This window comes from Polaribacter sp. YIW18 (genome assembly GCF_057219325.1).
This window is the reverse complement of sequence record NZ_JBXVVE010000003.1, coordinates 24,750-40,480: the sequence shown is the minus strand read 5'-3', so window position 1 is coordinate 40,480 and position 15,731 is coordinate 24,750. Positions and strand designations below refer to the sequence as shown.

The following is a 15,731-nucleotide window of genomic DNA, read 5'->3' as shown; positions in this document are numbered from 1 at the left end:
AATGACATCTAAAACAATAGCAAACGGAATTTTAAGAGCACTAGCCATATTATTAGGAGTTTTTCTATTAGGGTATTTTATTTTAAAAATACAATCTGTAATTATTTACATCATAATTGCAGCAATACTATCTTTAATTGCAAGACCTATCATTATTTTTTTAAGAAGAAAATTAAAGTTTCCAAATACCATAGCAGTGGTAACTACAATGCTTTTATTTTTGGGGATTATTACAGGCGTAATTATTTTATTTATTCCTTTAATTACAGAACAAGGTAAAAGTTTATCGCTTTTACAAGTAGACGAACTGCAACAAAATATACAAAACATTTTTAACCAAATAACAAGCTATTTTTCTACAAGAGGTATCGATGTTTTAAACGAATTAAAAAATGTAGATTTTGTCTCTCAATTTGAAGCAATCCCCAATTTATTAAACTATGTTTTAGGTACCGTAGGTTCTTTAAGTGTGGGGTTATTTTCTATTCTTTTTATTTCTTTTTTCTTTATGAAAGATAGTCATTTACTAAAAAATGGTGTGATGACAATTATTCCAAATGGAACAGAAACTAGGTTTTCAAAATCGCTAGAAACAATTAATAATTTATTATCAAGATACTTTATTGGATTAATTTTTCAAATTTCAATTCTATTTATACTCTATACAATCGTTCTTTTAATTTTTGGTATTAACAACGCTGTTGTTATTGCATTTTTATGTGCTTTGCTAAACCTTATACCTTATGTTGGACCATTAATTGGGGCAGTTATTATGTTATTTTTATCAATGACAAGTAATATTGGACAAGATTTTCAAACAGAAATTTTACCTACAACTATTTATGTAATGATTGGTTATTTTATTGCACAATTGGTAGATAATTTTGTGAGTCAGCCTGTTATTTTTTCTAAAACAACCAAATCTCATCCTTTAGAAATATTCTTAATTATTATTATTGGTGGTTTGTTATTTGGTATTGTTGGTATGATAACTGCGGTGCCTCTTTACACAGCTTTAAAAGTTATTTTAAAAGAATTTTTATCAGAAAATAAAATAGTAAAATCTCTAACAAAACATATTTAAAATTTTGAATTTAGCTATTTTAAAAGAAGATGTACAAACGTTTATACACAGTAATTTAAAAAAAGATATTACTAAAATAATCTTAAAAGGCAGCCCTTTTTCTGATGTTACTGTGCAGGAATTGGCAAATCAAATTGTAGCAAAGCAAAAATCTAAAACAAAATTACCAACTTGGTTTCAAACGTATCATATCTATTATCCTCAAAAAATTAGTATCGAGCAAACTAGCTCAGAAATTACAGCAAAATACAAAGCAAATATTATTACGGGTGATAAAATTATTGATCTTACAGGTGGTTTTGGTGTAGATTGTTTAAATTTTTCTAAACAATTTAAAGAGGTAATTCACTGTGAAATTAATAAAGAACTTTCAGAAATTGTTACCTACAATTATCGTCAATTAAAAATAAAAAACATAAAAACCATTGCTGGTAATGGCCTTAATTATTTAAAAGAAAACGATACTTTATTTGATTGTATTTATATTGACCCTTCAAGAAGAGATGATGTTAAAGGCAAAGTTTTTTTGTTGAAGGATTGCTTACCTCAAGTGTCGCCAAAAATAGATTTTCTATTTACAAAGGCTACAACTATTTTGATTAAGACCTCCCCTATTTTAGACATTACACAAACTATTAAGGAGTTAAAAAATGTAAAAGAAATACATGTTGTTGCAGTTAATAACGAAGTAAAAGAGCTTCTTTTTCTGCTAGAAAAAAACTATGAAAATACAATTGATATTAAAACCATCAACATTAAAAAAGAAACTGAAGAAAAGTTTAATTTTAAATACTTAGAAGCATCTGAATCAATCTATAATGAACCTTTAAATTATATTTACGAACCCAATGCTGCAATATTAAAAGCTGGGGCTTTTCATGAAATTACTAAATATTTTAGGGTAAATAAACTACAAAAACATACACATCTTTATACTTCTAATAAAATTTTAGATTTCCCTGGAAGGAGTTTTAAAGTAGAACACTACATTTCTTACGATAAAAAGAAGCTTAAAAAATTAATTCGCCATCAAAAAGCCAATATTACAACTAGAAATTTCCCGAAAACGGTTGCTCAAATTAGAAAAGAAACAAAAATAAAAGATGGTGGAGATGAATATATTTTCTTTACAACAAATATAAAAAACAAACCTATAGTTTTGATTTGCAGTAAATTAATATAGTTTTTAACGATTTTTTAAATAAGTTTATTAATTTGTATTGACAATTAAAAAACAACTATTATAAGTTTAAATTAACAATATTATTTCTTAAAAATTTGGGTGTTTTCATATTAGTGTAAAATACACTTCATAAAAGTCTTAGATTCGTTTCTAAGATTTTTGTTTTTTTTTACTACACTTGTTTTTGTTAAGTTTGTATATGCCAATCGTATTTTATGCAAACTAACACTTACCAGGGGTTAAAAATAACCAATCAGCTACAACAACTTACAAAAGATAATATTGTTATAGAAGCTGCTTTGCAAATAAGTATCAATAAAAACCCTTACACAGTTGTTATGAGGACACCTGATAATGATATCGACTTAATTAGAGGTTTGTTGTATGCAGAAGATATTTATAAGCATAAAGATTCATTTAAATGGAATATAGAAAAAGAAGAAAACAACATACCTACTATTATAAACATAAACATCCCAAAAGAACAATTGGGTAAAGGATATTTAAATAAAAGAACTTTACTATCTGTTTCTTCTTGCGGTATTTGTGGTAAAAAAGAACTAAAAGACATACAAGTTAGCGGAAAAAAACTATCAACTAAAACAGCAATAGCAATAGCAGAAATTAAAGACATGTTTTGTAAAATGGGTGATTTACAAAATACTTTTAAAGCAACAGGTGGCAGTCACGCTGCTGCTATTTTTAATAAAAACCATAAATTACTTTCTATTAAAGAAGATATTGGACGCCACAATGCAGTAGATAAAACAATAGGAGATTTATTAGAAAACAAGAATTTAAAAGAAGCACGTTATCTTTTAGTAAGTGGTAGGGTTTCTTACGAAATTGTATCAAAAGCATTTATAGCAAAAATACCTATAATTATAGCAGTTTCTGCTTGCTCTTCTTTGGCTATCGATTTTGCAAAAGAATTTGGTATTTGCCTAATTGGTTTTACAAGAGACTCTAAAATGACAATTTACGCAAATACAGCATCCTTAAAAAATTAAACTATGTCTGAAGAAATAAATGCACAACCACCAGAAAAATTAACAGGTATTAAATTGGTAAAAGTACCTGAAACTTCTGTAGGCATAAATGCTATAAAATCTGCATTAACACAAATCAAAAATGAAGTTGGCGTTGTAAAAGGAATAAAATTACTAAAAAACTTAAATCAATATGATGGTTTTGATTGCCCAGGTTGTGCATGGCCAGATCCAGATGCAAAACGTGCTTTTTTAGCAGAATATTGCGAAAATGGTGCAAAAGCTGTTGCAGAAGAAGCTACAAAAAATAAAGTATCTCCCCTATTTTTTACCACAAATTCTGTTTCAGAAATGACCAAATGGTCAGATTATGAATTGGGTAAAAGTGGTAGAATTACACACCCAATGTATTTACCTGAAGGGAAAGATTATTATGAGGAAATTTCTTGGGATGATGCTTTCCAACTGATTGGAAAGGAATTAAATAATTTAACTTCTCCAGACGAAGCCATTTTTTATACTTCTGGAAGAACCAGTAATGAAGCTGCTTTTTTGTATCAGTTATTCGTTAGACAATTTGGTACAAACAATTTACCAGATTGCTCTAATATGTGTCACGAATCTAGTGGTGCTGCACTTACACAAACCCTAGGCATTGGTAAAGGTTCTGTTACTTTAGATGATTTTAATCATGCTGATTTGGTTATTGTCATTGGGCAAAACCCAGGTACAAATCATCCAAGGATGTTAACAGCTCTTGGAGAAACTAAAAAAAGAGGTGGTAAAATTATCACTGTAAATCCATTACCAGAAGTTGGGTTAATGAACTTTAAAGACCCTCAAAATCCACTAAAATGGATAGGTTCTGGGCAAGAGTTAACAGACTTATTTCTACAAATAAAAATAAATGGTGATGTTGCTTTGCTAAAAATCATCCTAAAACTGATGAAAGAAAAAGAGACAGAAAAACCTGGAACTGTCTTTAATCATCTATTTATAAAAGAAAAAACGAATGGTTTAGAAGAAATGCTTTTAGACTTAGACAGTTATAAAATAGAAGACCTACTTCCTCAAACTGGGCTCTCTTTAGACACAATACAAAAAGCCACAGATATGATTATCAATAATGATAAAATAATTATTTGTTGGGCAATGGGGTTAACGCAACACAAAAACTCTGTAGACAATATTAGAGAACTTGTAAATATTTTACTTTTAAAAGGTAGTATTGGTAAAAAAGGGGCTGGCACTTGCCCTGTTCGTGGTCATTCTAATGTTCAAGGAGATAGAACTATGGGTATTTGGGAAAAAATGCCTACAAAATTTTTAGACAAATTAGAGGAAACCTTTCAGTTTCAATCTCCAAGAAAACATGGTTTTGATGTGGTGGAAGCTATAGAAGCTATGCATCAGAAAAAAGCAAAAATATTTTTTGGCATGGGCGGTAATTTTGTTTCTGCAACACCAGATACAACATTTACTGCGAAAGCTTTACAAAATTGTGACCTTACAGTTCATGTATCTACAAAGCTAAACAGAAGTCATTTAATACATGGTAAACAAGCCTTAATATTACCATGTTTAGGACGCTCAGAAAAAGACTATCAAGTTTCTGGAGCGCAATTTATTTCTGTAGAAAACTCTATGGGAGTTGTGCATTCATCTCAAGGTCATTTAGAACCTGTTTCTAAAAAACTACTCAGCGAACCTGCAATTGTAGTAGGTTTAGCAAATGCAACACTTAAAAAAACAACCGTAAATTGGACAAAACTTATATCTAATTACGATTTAATTCGTAATAAAATTGAAAAAGTAATTCCTGGTTTTAAAAATTATAACAAGCGTGTGAGACAAAAAGGCGGGTTTTATTTACCCAACAATGCTAGAGATAACAACTTTAAACCCACACATACAGGAAAAGCAAACTTTACATTAAATAAACCCTCTGATATTGAGCTAAAAGAAAATCAATTTATAATGATGACCATAAGAACTCACGACCAATACAACACAACTATTTATGGTTTAAATGATAGATACAGAGGTGTTTTAAATGAAAGAAGAATTATTTTTATGAATGCTAAAGACATGAAAAAACAGCATTTAAAATCTTTAGATTTGGTAGATTTAAAAAGTCATTTTAAGAATAACGAAAGGTTTGCTAAAGGTTTTTTAGTGGTAGCTTATGACATCCCAGAGCAATGTACAGCAACCTATTTTCCAGAAGCAAATGTTTTAGTACCCATAACAAATGTAGCTCATACAAGCAATACACCTGCTTCTAAAACTGTAATTATTAGTATTGAAAAAAGATAATTTATCTTTGTTAAAAATAGTTTAAAAATCATTTAATGAAAAAGTTTTCCCTTTTAATTATAACAATTATAACATGTCAAATTTTAGTTTCTCAAAACGAAACAGCGCCTAATAAATTAACACAAAAAGGATTTGCAAAAATAAACTTTCTATCTATCAACATGCCTGAATTTAATATTCCTAACGAACCGAATATGGGTTTTGCCGGGATACATTATAATCTATTTTTAAATAAATCTTTTTACACAGGTTTAGGTATTTATGGAGCAGTGTCTGGAAAGAGAGGTGGTTTTTTTACTTTAGGGATTAATGCAGGTTATAAAAAGTTTTTAACCGAAAAACTTTATTTAGATACAGGTTTCCACTTTGGTGGTGGTGGTGGTGCTGCAGCACCAGATGGTGGTGGTGCATTTATCTTGCCTCACTTTAATTTAGGATATCATTTTAAATACTTTTCTTTAAATACAGGATGGAGTTATATACACTTTTTTGATGATGGTTTAATCAAAGGAAATCAATTAAATGTAGCGTTAGAAATTCCTTTAAATTATGATTATTCAAACTATAATAAAAGAGAAAATGTATATCAGTTAAAAGAATTAAATAAAAGCAACTGGAATCAAAAAACACAAAGAACTTCTTTAATGGTGCATTTAAATAATTTAGATGTCACAAAAGCTTTACCTACTCAAGAACAAGTTATTCAAGGAAAAACTATAAGATTGGCTGGTTTTGAATTTGCCAATTATTTTACTAAAAATTGGTTTGGCTTTATTAAAGTAGATGGCGCATATAGTGGTATTAAAGCTGGTTACATGGATGTGTTTTTAGGAGGTGGCTACCATTTTAGTTTCAATAAAAATAACACTCATATTTTAACAAAATTTAGTATTGGTGCTGGTGGTGGTGGTGGTGTGAATTCTGATGGTGGCTTTATGATTGCTCCTGATGTTTCTTTAGAACAAAAACTATTTAAAAATACATTTATAGCCATAAATAAAGGTTATCTATTAACTCCTAGTCAATTATTTTCTACTTCTTCTTATGGTGTTGGTTTAAAATATTATTTAGATAGAAGTGGCACAATAGCAAACAAGAAACATTTTAGCTCAGGAAAATTTAAAGGCGTTGATTTTATTATAAAACATGACTGGTATTTTAATGCTAAAAGAATATCAGAACCCACAGAAGATATGCATCAAATATCTTTACAGATAAATTTAGACTTAAATAAACATTTGTATGTAGCAGGACAAACCTCTTTTGCCAATTTTGGAAATGCTGGTGCATATGCAGAGGGTTTGGTTGGTTTGGGAATAAAATCTAAAAAAACTATGGGTATTCATACCCGTTTTTTCGGTCAAATTTTAGCAGGTGCAGCTGGTGGTGGAAATATTAGCACTGGAGAAGGACTCATAATAAAACCAAGTTTTGGTGCCGATTATCAGCTAAATAATACTTTAAACTTAAGAGGATCTCTAGGCTACGTAAAAGCAAAAGGAGGTAATTTAAATAATGCTTTTATAAATTTAGGTCTAAGTTATAATTTTTCTTTTTTAAATATGAAATAATTTTATAATCACTTAGACTAGTCGTATTAATACTAGTTAGTTTTTTATTTATTCAAACACAGTTTAAAGCTCTACTTACTTTATATGTATTTTTTTCCTATTAATTATAGTTTCAAAAAAACTTAAATATAAACCCTCTAAAGTTATATTTGAAATATTAAAATACTTATAAGCTCTGTAACCCCTATAAAACGTAGTTTGTAAACAACAAAAAAGCCTCACATTTCTGTGAAGCTTTAAGTGAGCCCTGAAGGATTCGAACCTTCGACCGCCTCCTTAGAAGGGAGGTGCTCTATCCAGCTGAGCTACTAACTACCAAACACTTAACCATTAATTAAAATTTAATGTGTCAAAAGTGTGCCAGATGAAAGCAAATTATCCAAGAGTAAAAATTAATTCTGCAAGTAGAGTTTATGTAGTATTTTATCAAAATAACAAACGATATAGATTGTTTAATGGGTCTAGAATAAATTCTGATATTTATCCAAACTCCTACCCAATTCCTGAAAGAATACAAATGGGTAATCTATTAGCATCAGAGGTATATCAATTTTTATTGAGTGGATTAACATTAGAGCAACTTAAGGTGTCTAATCTCATTAAACCTAATATGACAGACAAAGATTACCTAACAGTAGCTTTAAACAATAAACTCAAACAAAACTTCACCAAAAAATATAAAGAGATGTTACAGTTTATATTTAATAAACTTGTTGTAGAGTTAAAAGACTCCCCTATCCAACCTCTACATGTAGAAAGAGTCTTAAATATATACAATTCAGAAAGTTCTTATAACACATATAGACTGAGGTTATGTTCTCTTATAAATGAAGCAAGAAAAATAGGAATGACTTCTAATCCAATGCAAAGCATAAAGTCAAAAAGAACAAATGCTAAAATGCACAAACCCTTTACTAATCTTAATGAAATATTTGATTCTATAAAAGCTTATAACAAACAACTATATCTATGTTGCCTAATGACCTATGGATGTCTTTTAAGACCTCATCGTGAGATAAGAGAACTTACTTGGTCTGACTTTTCTTATGACCTTAAATATATCCATTTATCAGGAAATAGAAATAAATCAGGTAGAAATAGAATTGTTCCTGTTCCATCTTATGTTAGAGAAATTCTTGTTAAAGGAGAACCTCATCATAATATCTTTTCAGGTAAACCTCAACCTTTAAACAAAGACTATTTTAAGACACTTTGGAGTCGTTTTAAGAGACAATCAAAGATACTTGAGCAAGGACAAACATTATATTCTTTTAGGCACTCAGGAGCTATAGAAATATTTAAGAGAACAGGTTCTATAACCAAGCTACAAAAAGCAATGGGGCATTCATCTATAAATGTAAGTTTAACCTACTTACGAGGATTAGAAATAGCTGAATTAAAGGAAGAAGATATGCCTATGGTTTAGGATATTTAATATTTTGGAGGAGGTGGAGGGGGAAGGTCATTCTCATTTATTGTATACATTATTTTTGCCTCTGCTTTATCCAATGTTAAAGAATCAAGATATAATATTTCAGCTCTGTAAATTTTAACAACAACTTTATCGCTCGGTTTAACTATAAATTCTCTTATTTCATTTTCAATAGATTCAACTCTAACCTTAAATTCAACTAATCCAATATTTTCTATCAAAGCATATGAATACTCTTTATCAGCATAAGGGTTAATTGTTGCATCTTGCCCCTTACCCTTGCCTATCATACACATATTTTGACCGTTTGTTAATTCAAAAGTTTGACCCAAAGAAACAAGTGGAATAAACAGTAATAATAAAATTAAATTTTTCATAATTAAATTAGTTTTACTTTAAATATAAGTTTAACCTACTTAAGAGGTTTAGAACTCCCTGAACTGAAGAAACACTATATATTTATGGTTTAGTTATTCTTTTCATAATTATCATATAGATATAAAGGTAGAGCTAATGAAAAGCCAACTATAAACAAAGAAATCAAATACTTTATGAACTGTTTTTTACTGATTGCTTTTACTTTTAATCTGTAAATAATAAAAATAAAAAAAGACGTGGCTGCTACAGTTAAATCAGCTATTAGAATACTCATTGCATAATTCTGATGAATTTGTTCAAAAAATAGTGATGTAGACCATTCCCAATTATTTATTTCAATAAATTTAAAAATGAAATAATAAGGGTAAGCTATTCCTAAAATGCACAATATGGCAAATACTTTTTTCATAATAAGTTAGTTTACTTAAATGTAATCAATGTTAGTTTAACCTACCTAAGAGCTTAAGAAATAATTGAATTAAAGGAGAAAGATATGCCTATGGTTTAGCTATTTTTTTGGTTGTTTACTGTTTTCAATGGAAACTCCAAATACTAATCCTAATGATATCCACAATCCAATGTTATCTAAATAAACTCCAATTAATACTCCAATCATTAACCCTACTCCAATGTAAAATCCTTTCTTCTGTTTCATAGTAATACAAATATAATAAGTATAAGTTTAACTTGTTTGAAAGGATTAGAAATAGATGAGTTAAAGTAAGAATACATAATAAAATTTAATTATTATATTTAACAAAAAAATGTGAAAAAAAAGGAAGACCCATTATGGGAAAATTATGAAATTGCTATTTGGATATTAATAATAATTACAATTTTAGTTTTTTAGGTTAGTTGCTTTGTAAATCTAGGATTTGAATGGGTTGGTCTTGTGGTGATGAGCTTCATGTCATTAATTTTAGGACCAATTATTTTTAATATTTATTTCTTTTTAATTGGGGTTGTTCTATTAATAATAGGATGGTTCAAAGAGAAATAACACCAACTTAATAAATCATTTAAATTCATATAAAATGATCTTTTCAAGTTCTTTTAACTTACTGTAGTTAAGTTTACACTTACCTAACTCTTGTGATAATTCTGATGCTCTACCTTCTTTATTAGTGCCTGAATACTTATCAGGATGAACTTTAATCATTAATGACTTGTATAACTCTTTACACTTGTCTGAGTTACTTAAATTCTGAAACAAACTGCCAAAGTTTCCTTTTGATTCAATTGGTTCTTTGGCTAAATCAATATTTGGTAAAGTGGTTTTATTTACATAAAGTATTTTAAAAATATATGATAAAATCAAACCAATGACTACACCAATAATTAGCATGTAAATAGGGTCTTGTAAAATTTGGTCAATGAAGCTAATAGGTAACTTAGTCTTATTATTAATATTATCAATTTGTTCCTGTATCATAATATACTATTCTGAAAGAAGTAATGTTAATCCTGTTTGAAAACCATCTCCCTCCATTCCAAAAACTTCCAATGTGTCAAAGCCACAACTTATTAATTTTCTGACTAAAACTTGATCTTGAGTAATTAACAAACCTATTATTTTACAAAACTCAAGGCTAACTTCCCCTTTATTTGTTACCTTAATTCTAAAACCAGACCAAGTGTTTGAAAAAGCATGTTTAAATTTACTATTCCCCCAAGAAGTTTTTGCTTTTAATAGAGTTGGCACTTCACCATTAATAAAAGCGTGTTTGGCATTAAGATTAAACTCCTTAACTAATTGATTCTTTTCAGCATGGTGATTAAACCATTCCCTAATATTGTTCCAAATCATAATTTTAATCATTAAATATTCGTGATATTATTCCTAGCAACAAAAATCCAAAAATAAATAAACCTGCTCCCCAATCATTACCTGTAAACATTAATATCACTCCAATAACAGGTACAATAAGTGAAATTATAAAAATCACTCCTCTCAAGTGAAATTTCAAGTTGGATAAAGGATTAGTTTTTGATTCCCAAAGTCCTTTGTCAACTTTACTTTTGGAAGGTCTAACCCAATTTGAAATAAATCTAATTAATAAAATAAGAAGAAATACTAATACAATTGAAAAGACTACAATAATCAAAACTTCATCGTCCATACCCCCTAAAAATTTATATTAGTAACCATTAATTTCAAATATAAAGAAATCCATACATTAAATTAAAATATTTGAAATGAAACTTGGGAAAAGTTTAGATAGCCAAATAAGATCAAATATTAGAGAAGCTTAAAACACTTAGTTATCAGATAAGTTTAGCTTTTTATAAACACCGTCAAACAGTACACCTTTACCCCCATATATAAAATGACAACTTTCTGTCTTAACTATAATTTTGTTATTAGTTAATTCAAAATATAGCTTACAACGCTCCTCCCCCTCATTGTATAGGGGAAACTCTTCACTAAACTCACGCCCATCATCACTATACAAAGCTTGATTTTCTTTGACTTCAATGACAAAAACTTCATCGTCCATACCCCCTAAAAATTTATATTAGTAACCATTAATTTCAAATATAAAGAAATCCATACATTAAATTAAAATATTTGAAATGAAACTTGGGAAAAGTTTAGATAGCCAAATAAGATCAAATATTAGAGAAGCTTAAAACACTTAGTTATCAGATAAGTTTAGCTTTTTATAAACACCGTCAAACAGTACACCTTTACCCCCATATATAAAATGACAACTTTCTGTCTTAACTATAATTTTGTTATTAGTTAATTCAAAATATAGCTTACAACGCTCCTCCCCCTCATTGTATAGGGGAAACTCTTCACTAAACTCACGCCCATCATCACTATACAAAGCTTGATTTTCTTTGACTTCAATGACAAAAACTTCATCATCCATACCCCCTAAAAATTTAATATTTTGTTTTGCCAAAATATCATAAGATCTTCTCCAGCCATTAAATGAAAATTTGTAAGTGTCTTGCTTTCCCTTAACTTTCTCAAGGGTTAATGTATTCTCAAAATTATCTCCAGCGCTCATCCAAGAGCCACTATAGTCTGTTGATCGTTTGCAACTCAAGGAAGTAATAAAAATTAAAAGCATAATGTATTTCATATTATCAAATATAGTTAAATTGCAGTTATGAAAATTTTATTTTTTGACACTGAAACAACCGGATTGCCAAAAAATTGGAATGCTCCGGTAGAACAACTTGATAACTGGCCAAGATTAGTTCAAATTGCATGGCAAGTTTATAACTCAAATGGAGATTTGCTAGAGGAGCATGAGTATGTTATAAAGCCAATTGGTTTTACAATCCCTTCAGAAGCTAGTGCTGTGCACAAGATAACCACAGAAAAAGCATTAGAAACAGGTGTAGATTTATTAACCATTTTGAAGGTTTTTTCGTCTTCAGTAAAAAGCTGTGGCTTAATTGTAGCCCACAATTATAGTTATGATTATAACATTATGGGTTCAGAACTTTTAAGAAATGATCTTGAAAACAGCTTAAAAGATAAAGAGCATATATGCACCATGAAGGCAACTACTGAATTTTGCAAAATACCCGGACCATATGGTTATAAATGGCCAAAGCTTGAGGAATTATATCACAAACTATTTAATGAAGCCTTTAATGCTCATAATGCTTTTGATGACTTAAAAGCTACAGCTAGGTGTTTTTGGAAATTAGATTTACTAAGTGGTTTTGATCCCCATGCACAAGTTTTTAAAATTATTGAACAGGCCATTGAAAAATACAATATTAACGCTAAAGATTTCAGTACAAAAGATGATCTATATGAGGAGTTGCATACGTATAATAGACCTGGAATTAGTTGGTTAGAGAAATATAATCAGGCTCAAAAATTACGCTTTTTTGATGATGAAAATAAATTTACAGTACGTTATACAAACCTGGATCTGTATGCGGATGTAAGAAGTGATGAACGTACATCAGATCTAGAGCCACGGGTAGATTTTGATGATTACTGGGAAGATATGAGGGGAAAAAATCAGGAAACAAATCCATTCTACACTTCAACAATTTTATTTAAAAACACATCTGGTCAAATCTATAAGGAACAATATTATTACGAGGGCTTTATAATTTGCCAAAAAACATTTTCAAACGGAAGACTAAAAACATACACTGAATGCAGCCAAAACGGTCCTGTTATATGTAATAAAGAATGGGATGAAAATAATAATTTAATTTCATTTTATAAGATGATTGATATTGAAAGAAGATTGTCATACTATGCATATCTTGGGGGCAGGAATAAAGTTTTATCTATTCAATTTTTTATTGATGGGATTATAAATTCAATAATAAGATATAATGATAGCTTTGAGATAATGCATAAATGTGATTACACCACCGAAAAAAATCATCCTTCATTGAATTACATAGAGGATGTAAGATTTTATGGTAGTTCTAAGAATACATATATTAAAGACAGGTATATTTTTAAAAAAAATGAGTTATTTGTTCATTACACAGAATTTAAAGTGGATAGTGAGGTAATATTTTATTTTACAAGTTGTTCGAATCTTTATCAGTGTGATTATTTAGAACCTTCAATCTTTGATAAATATGGTGAAATATTATCTGAAATTCATTTACAAAATTCAATAATACCAAGTTATAATGGTTTAATTTCAAAACGCTTTTCAGACGGTGTTTATAGTCATATACCATTAGACATTTTGATTGCTGGAAATTATAAAAATTATGAATATGATAATTTTAATGAATATGATTAACTAATTTAATTACTTATTATTTTTTGATGTCCTGAATGTTATATTTTGAATAAGTTTAAACAGTCAAATAATTCAAAATTGATAGAAATTAAATAACACTAATTAAACAAATTCAGGCCATCCGTTAATGAAAATATTATTAATCAAATTTCAATTTAAAACTTCTTAAAATGCGGTCATACCTTATTAGCACAATTGAACTCTACTCCAACCATAAAAGCTTTAGCTTAGGGATTGACACTATGAGAAACTTGTGGTTTTTACTTCACTTTAAAGACCTTGAAATTAAGAATAAAACCATTTATTATCAGGTTAATAATGGCATCAGACAGCGTAAAAACACCAAACATCCCATTAGGAAAATGCGTAAGGCTCATAAAAACACAGCAGAGCTTATAGAATACCTTAGTGACAAGCCCTATAATATTATAAAATTAGAACTAGAGTTTTCAAATGGTTGGGAAATTAAACAAAAAGCTTATACTGAACTTATGTTTTATACCAATTCAACCGATGAAAGAAATCAACTAATCCTGAGATTATTAAATGTTGCAGGACAAGGGCCTATTAATATCTCCAAACTTGAAATTAATTACACATATTATTTTAAGTCTGCTGTAACGCTTGTTAAGATAAATTTTTATGACATTCCTAGCCCAGATGAATTTTGGTCTGAAGAGGAAGTTACCCAATGGAGAAAGGATGTAACAGCTATTGACCAGTTAAATGAAAAAGAAGAAGATGAATCTGAACCATTTTTCAACTCAGAAAGTGAATTTTTGGATTTAAAAAAGATGTTTCCAAACTGGGATGGTGAGAGTGAACCTTTTTAATCTTCTAATCAAAAAGATAGCTATATATATACTTACTGTGCTCAAATTATTAAGAGAACTTTTTGCTTTATCAAATTGACTTTTTTGGTCTAACTCACAGGGGGATACCCACGTTTGAATTGTAGGTAGGGAGCCGTATTGTATGAGGTAGAGAGATTTTAACATACATAATTAGCCTCTACAATAATTTGAAAATTAAAAATCATTAAATAATTCTCTTATTGAAGAATCAAAAAATTTACTCTCTTTTACAAAATGAAGATTTACAGAATACACCTTACCAAATTTTTTGATTTTAGTGAATCCATAGTGTAAGAAACCATTAACTACTAATTTATCAAGTTTATTTTTTATAGATTTTTGTGAGCTTCTAGTTAACTTTGATAGAGACTTTGTATTATGTGGTTTGTCATCTTGATCTAGACAAATATTAAAGTTCTGTTCAAGATTGCAAGACATTACAATTAATAAGGCAAGATCTACAAGTTTTATTTTGGAACTTAATGTTTTCTTTAGATTATTAGTATCTATATGAAAAAAATTATCATACTTATACAAAACTAAATTAGGTTTATTAATTACAACTTTACTTCCAATAAATAATTTTTTCAAAAATACCTTAGATAAATTACCAGTTTTTAAAATATTTGGATTTATAACGTATACCTTACCTGAATTTCTTCTATGATCAATGGTACCATAATATATCAAGTTAAGGTTCATTAATCTATTTAATTTGAGCTTAGTTGATTGTATTGTTTGACCAATCATTGAAGCAATTGAAGCTGTTGTATGTGGGGTACCATTATTTTCTAGACATATATTTTCACCTTTTAACATATTTAATGACATACAAATTAGTAATGCTAGATCTACATCTTTAATTCCAAAAACAACTAAATCAATAATTTTTTCACTGTTTATGAAATTATATAAAGAATAGCTTATAGATATTTTTCCTTTCTCAGTTCTTTTTAATAAAACTGAATTTGATATATCAAATGTCTCTCCTGTTTCTGTATCAGCTATTTCATCACCAGAAATTTTTAATTGTTTATAATTGTATTCAACTTTGATATCCCCCATAGATTTGATTAAAAATATTCATATAAATATATAAAAATGAATAAAAAAATACAAATTAAAATTATAATATTATGATTATCAATTAATTAATATTTTATTCTTATAATAGTTGCTATT

17 protein-coding genes and 1 tRNA gene are annotated in these 15,731 nt (G+C 28.6%); 8 read left to right on the top strand and 10 right to left on the bottom strand.

Annotated features, from left to right (window positions below):
* Position 1 precedes the first annotated feature (1 nt).
* From AC2D6T_RS04020 to AC2D6T_RS04000, 5 genes are all read left to right on the top strand, one after another.
* Complete coding sequence (locus AC2D6T_RS04020) at positions 2–1,084, top strand: AI-2E family transporter (protein WP_347187145.1); 1,083 nt, start codon at positions 2–4, stop codon at positions 1,082–1,084.
* A 4-nt stretch (positions 1,085–1,088) separates the two neighbouring features.
* On the top strand, positions 1,089–2,267 hold the full coding sequence (locus AC2D6T_RS04015) for a class I SAM-dependent methyltransferase (protein ID WP_484680544.1): 1,179 nt from the start codon (positions 1,089–1,091) through the stop codon (positions 2,265–2,267).
* Positions 2,268–2,482: 215 nt separating this feature from the next.
* A complete protein-coding gene (fdhD, locus tag AC2D6T_RS04010) occupies positions 2,483–3,277 on the top strand; it encodes a formate dehydrogenase accessory sulfurtransferase FdhD (RefSeq protein ID WP_484680543.1) in 795 nt (264 codons plus the stop codon).
* Positions 3,278–3,280: 3 nt separating this feature from the next.
* Positions 3,281–5,572, top strand: coding sequence for an FdhF/YdeP family oxidoreductase (locus AC2D6T_RS04005; protein ID WP_484680542.1), 2,292 nt, complete (start codon positions 3,281–3,283; stop codon positions 5,570–5,572).
* Positions 5,573–5,607: 35 nt separating this feature from the next.
* On the top strand, positions 5,608–7,143 hold the full coding sequence (locus AC2D6T_RS04000) for a hypothetical protein (protein ID WP_484680541.1): 1,536 nt from the start codon (positions 5,608–5,610) through the stop codon (positions 7,141–7,143).
* A gap of 244 nt (positions 7,144–7,387) precedes the next feature.
* Here AC2D6T_RS04000 and AC2D6T_RS03995 read toward each other — a convergent pair.
* Positions 7,388–7,450, bottom strand: a tRNA-Arg gene (locus AC2D6T_RS03995).
* A gap of 39 nt (positions 7,451–7,489) precedes the next feature.
* Here AC2D6T_RS03995 and AC2D6T_RS03990 point away from each other — a divergent pair.
* Positions 7,490–8,569 carry a tyrosine-type recombinase/integrase gene (locus AC2D6T_RS03990; protein ID WP_484680540.1) on the top strand — a complete coding sequence of 360 codons (1,080 nt, stop codon included), beginning with the start codon at positions 7,490–7,492 and terminating at the stop codon, positions 8,567–8,569.
* A gap of 5 nt (positions 8,570–8,574) precedes the next feature.
* On the opposite strand, the gene AC2D6T_RS03985 is transcribed toward AC2D6T_RS03990, so the two are convergent.
* From AC2D6T_RS03985 to AC2D6T_RS03950, 8 genes are all read right to left on the bottom strand, one after another.
* On the bottom strand, positions 8,575–8,952 hold the full coding sequence (locus AC2D6T_RS03985; protein WP_484680539.1) for a hypothetical protein: 378 nt from the start codon (positions 8,950–8,952) through the stop codon (positions 8,575–8,577).
* Positions 8,953–9,041: 89 nt separating this feature from the next.
* Entirely contained in the window at positions 9,042–9,362 is a 321-nt protein-coding gene (locus AC2D6T_RS03980; RefSeq protein WP_484680538.1) for a DUF2834 domain-containing protein, read from the bottom strand.
* A 99-nt stretch (positions 9,363–9,461) separates the two neighbouring features.
* Positions 9,462–9,608: a glycine zipper domain-containing protein gene (locus tag AC2D6T_RS03975; RefSeq protein WP_484680537.1), complete on the bottom strand. Its 147-nt coding sequence runs from the start codon at positions 9,606–9,608 to the stop codon at positions 9,462–9,464.
* A gap of 360 nt (positions 9,609–9,968) precedes the next feature.
* Complete coding sequence (locus AC2D6T_RS03970) at positions 9,969–10,385, bottom strand: hypothetical protein (RefSeq protein WP_484680536.1); 417 nt, start codon at positions 10,383–10,385, stop codon at positions 9,969–9,971.
* Positions 10,386–10,391: 6 nt separating this feature from the next.
* Complete coding sequence (locus tag AC2D6T_RS03965; RefSeq protein ID WP_484680535.1) at positions 10,392–10,760, bottom strand: hypothetical protein; 369 nt, start codon at positions 10,758–10,760, stop codon at positions 10,392–10,394.
* Between the two features lie 4 nt (positions 10,761–10,764).
* Positions 10,765–11,073, bottom strand: a complete 309-nt coding sequence (locus AC2D6T_RS03960; protein ID WP_484680534.1) for a hypothetical protein — start codon at positions 11,071–11,073, stop codon at positions 10,765–10,767.
* Between the two features lie 138 nt (positions 11,074–11,211).
* Positions 11,212–11,451 carry a hypothetical protein gene (locus tag AC2D6T_RS03955; protein WP_484680533.1) on the bottom strand — a complete coding sequence of 80 codons (240 nt, stop codon included), beginning with the start codon at positions 11,449–11,451 and terminating at the stop codon, positions 11,212–11,214.
* Positions 11,452–11,589: 138 nt separating this feature from the next.
* Positions 11,590–12,045, bottom strand: coding sequence for a hypothetical protein (locus tag AC2D6T_RS03950; protein ID WP_484680532.1), 456 nt, complete (start codon positions 12,043–12,045; stop codon positions 11,590–11,592).
* A gap of 27 nt (positions 12,046–12,072) precedes the next feature.
* Between AC2D6T_RS03950 and AC2D6T_RS03945 the strand changes: the two genes are divergently transcribed.
* Complete coding sequence (locus AC2D6T_RS03945; RefSeq protein ID WP_484680531.1) at positions 12,073–13,695, top strand: 3'-5' exonuclease; 1,623 nt, start codon at positions 12,073–12,075, stop codon at positions 13,693–13,695.
* 170 nt (positions 13,696–13,865) lie between these two features.
* Complete coding sequence (locus AC2D6T_RS03940; RefSeq protein WP_484680530.1) at positions 13,866–14,528, top strand: hypothetical protein; 663 nt, start codon at positions 13,866–13,868, stop codon at positions 14,526–14,528.
* 195 nt (positions 14,529–14,723) lie between these two features.
* Here AC2D6T_RS03940 and AC2D6T_RS03935 read toward each other — a convergent pair whose 3' ends face one another.
* Entirely contained in the window at positions 14,724–15,614 is an 891-nt protein-coding gene (locus tag AC2D6T_RS03935) for a hypothetical protein (protein WP_484680529.1), read from the bottom strand.
* Positions 15,615–15,731: the final 117 nt, after the last annotated feature.

Coding starts and splice junctions, on each gene's coding strand:
- AC2D6T_RS03950 (WP_484680532.1), bottom strand. CDS start 12,045: ATGAAATACATTATGCTTTTAATTTTTATTACTTCCTTGAGTTGCAAA.
- fdhD (WP_484680543.1), top strand. CDS start 2,483: ATGCAAACTAACACTTACCAGGGGTTAAAAATAACCAATCAGCTACAA.
- AC2D6T_RS03965 (WP_484680535.1), bottom strand. CDS start 10,760: ATGATTTGGAACAATATTAGGGAATGGTTTAATCACCATGCTGAAAAG.
- AC2D6T_RS03975 (WP_484680537.1), bottom strand. CDS start 9,608: ATGAAACAGAAGAAAGGATTTTACATTGGAGTAGGGTTAATGATTGGA.
- AC2D6T_RS03955 (WP_484680533.1), bottom strand. CDS start 11,451: ATGGACGATGAAGTTTTTGTCATTGAAGTCAAAGAAAATCAAGCTTTG.
- AC2D6T_RS04000 (WP_484680541.1), top strand. CDS start 5,608: ATGAAAAAGTTTTCCCTTTTAATTATAACAATTATAACATGTCAAATT.
- AC2D6T_RS04020 (WP_347187145.1), top strand. CDS start 2: ATGACATCTAAAACAATAGCAAACGGAATTTTAAGAGCACTAGCCATA.
- AC2D6T_RS03985 (WP_484680539.1), bottom strand. CDS start 8,952: ATGAAAAATTTAATTTTATTATTACTGTTTATTCCACTTGTTTCTTTG.
- AC2D6T_RS03960 (WP_484680534.1), bottom strand. CDS start 11,073: ATGGACGATGAAGTTTTGATTATTGTAGTCTTTTCAATTGTATTAGTA.
- AC2D6T_RS03935 (WP_484680529.1), bottom strand. CDS start 15,614: ATGGGGGATATCAAAGTTGAATACAATTATAAACAATTAAAAATTTCT.
- AC2D6T_RS03940 (WP_484680530.1), top strand. CDS start 13,866: ATGCGGTCATACCTTATTAGCACAATTGAACTCTACTCCAACCATAAA.
- AC2D6T_RS03980 (WP_484680538.1), bottom strand. CDS start 9,362: ATGAAAAAAGTATTTGCCATATTGTGCATTTTAGGAATAGCTTACCCT.
- AC2D6T_RS04005 (WP_484680542.1), top strand. CDS start 3,281: ATGTCTGAAGAAATAAATGCACAACCACCAGAAAAATTAACAGGTATT.
- AC2D6T_RS03970 (WP_484680536.1), bottom strand. CDS start 10,385: ATGATACAGGAACAAATTGATAATATTAATAATAAGACTAAGTTACCT.
- AC2D6T_RS03945 (WP_484680531.1), top strand. CDS start 12,073: ATGAAAATTTTATTTTTTGACACTGAAACAACCGGATTGCCAAAAAAT.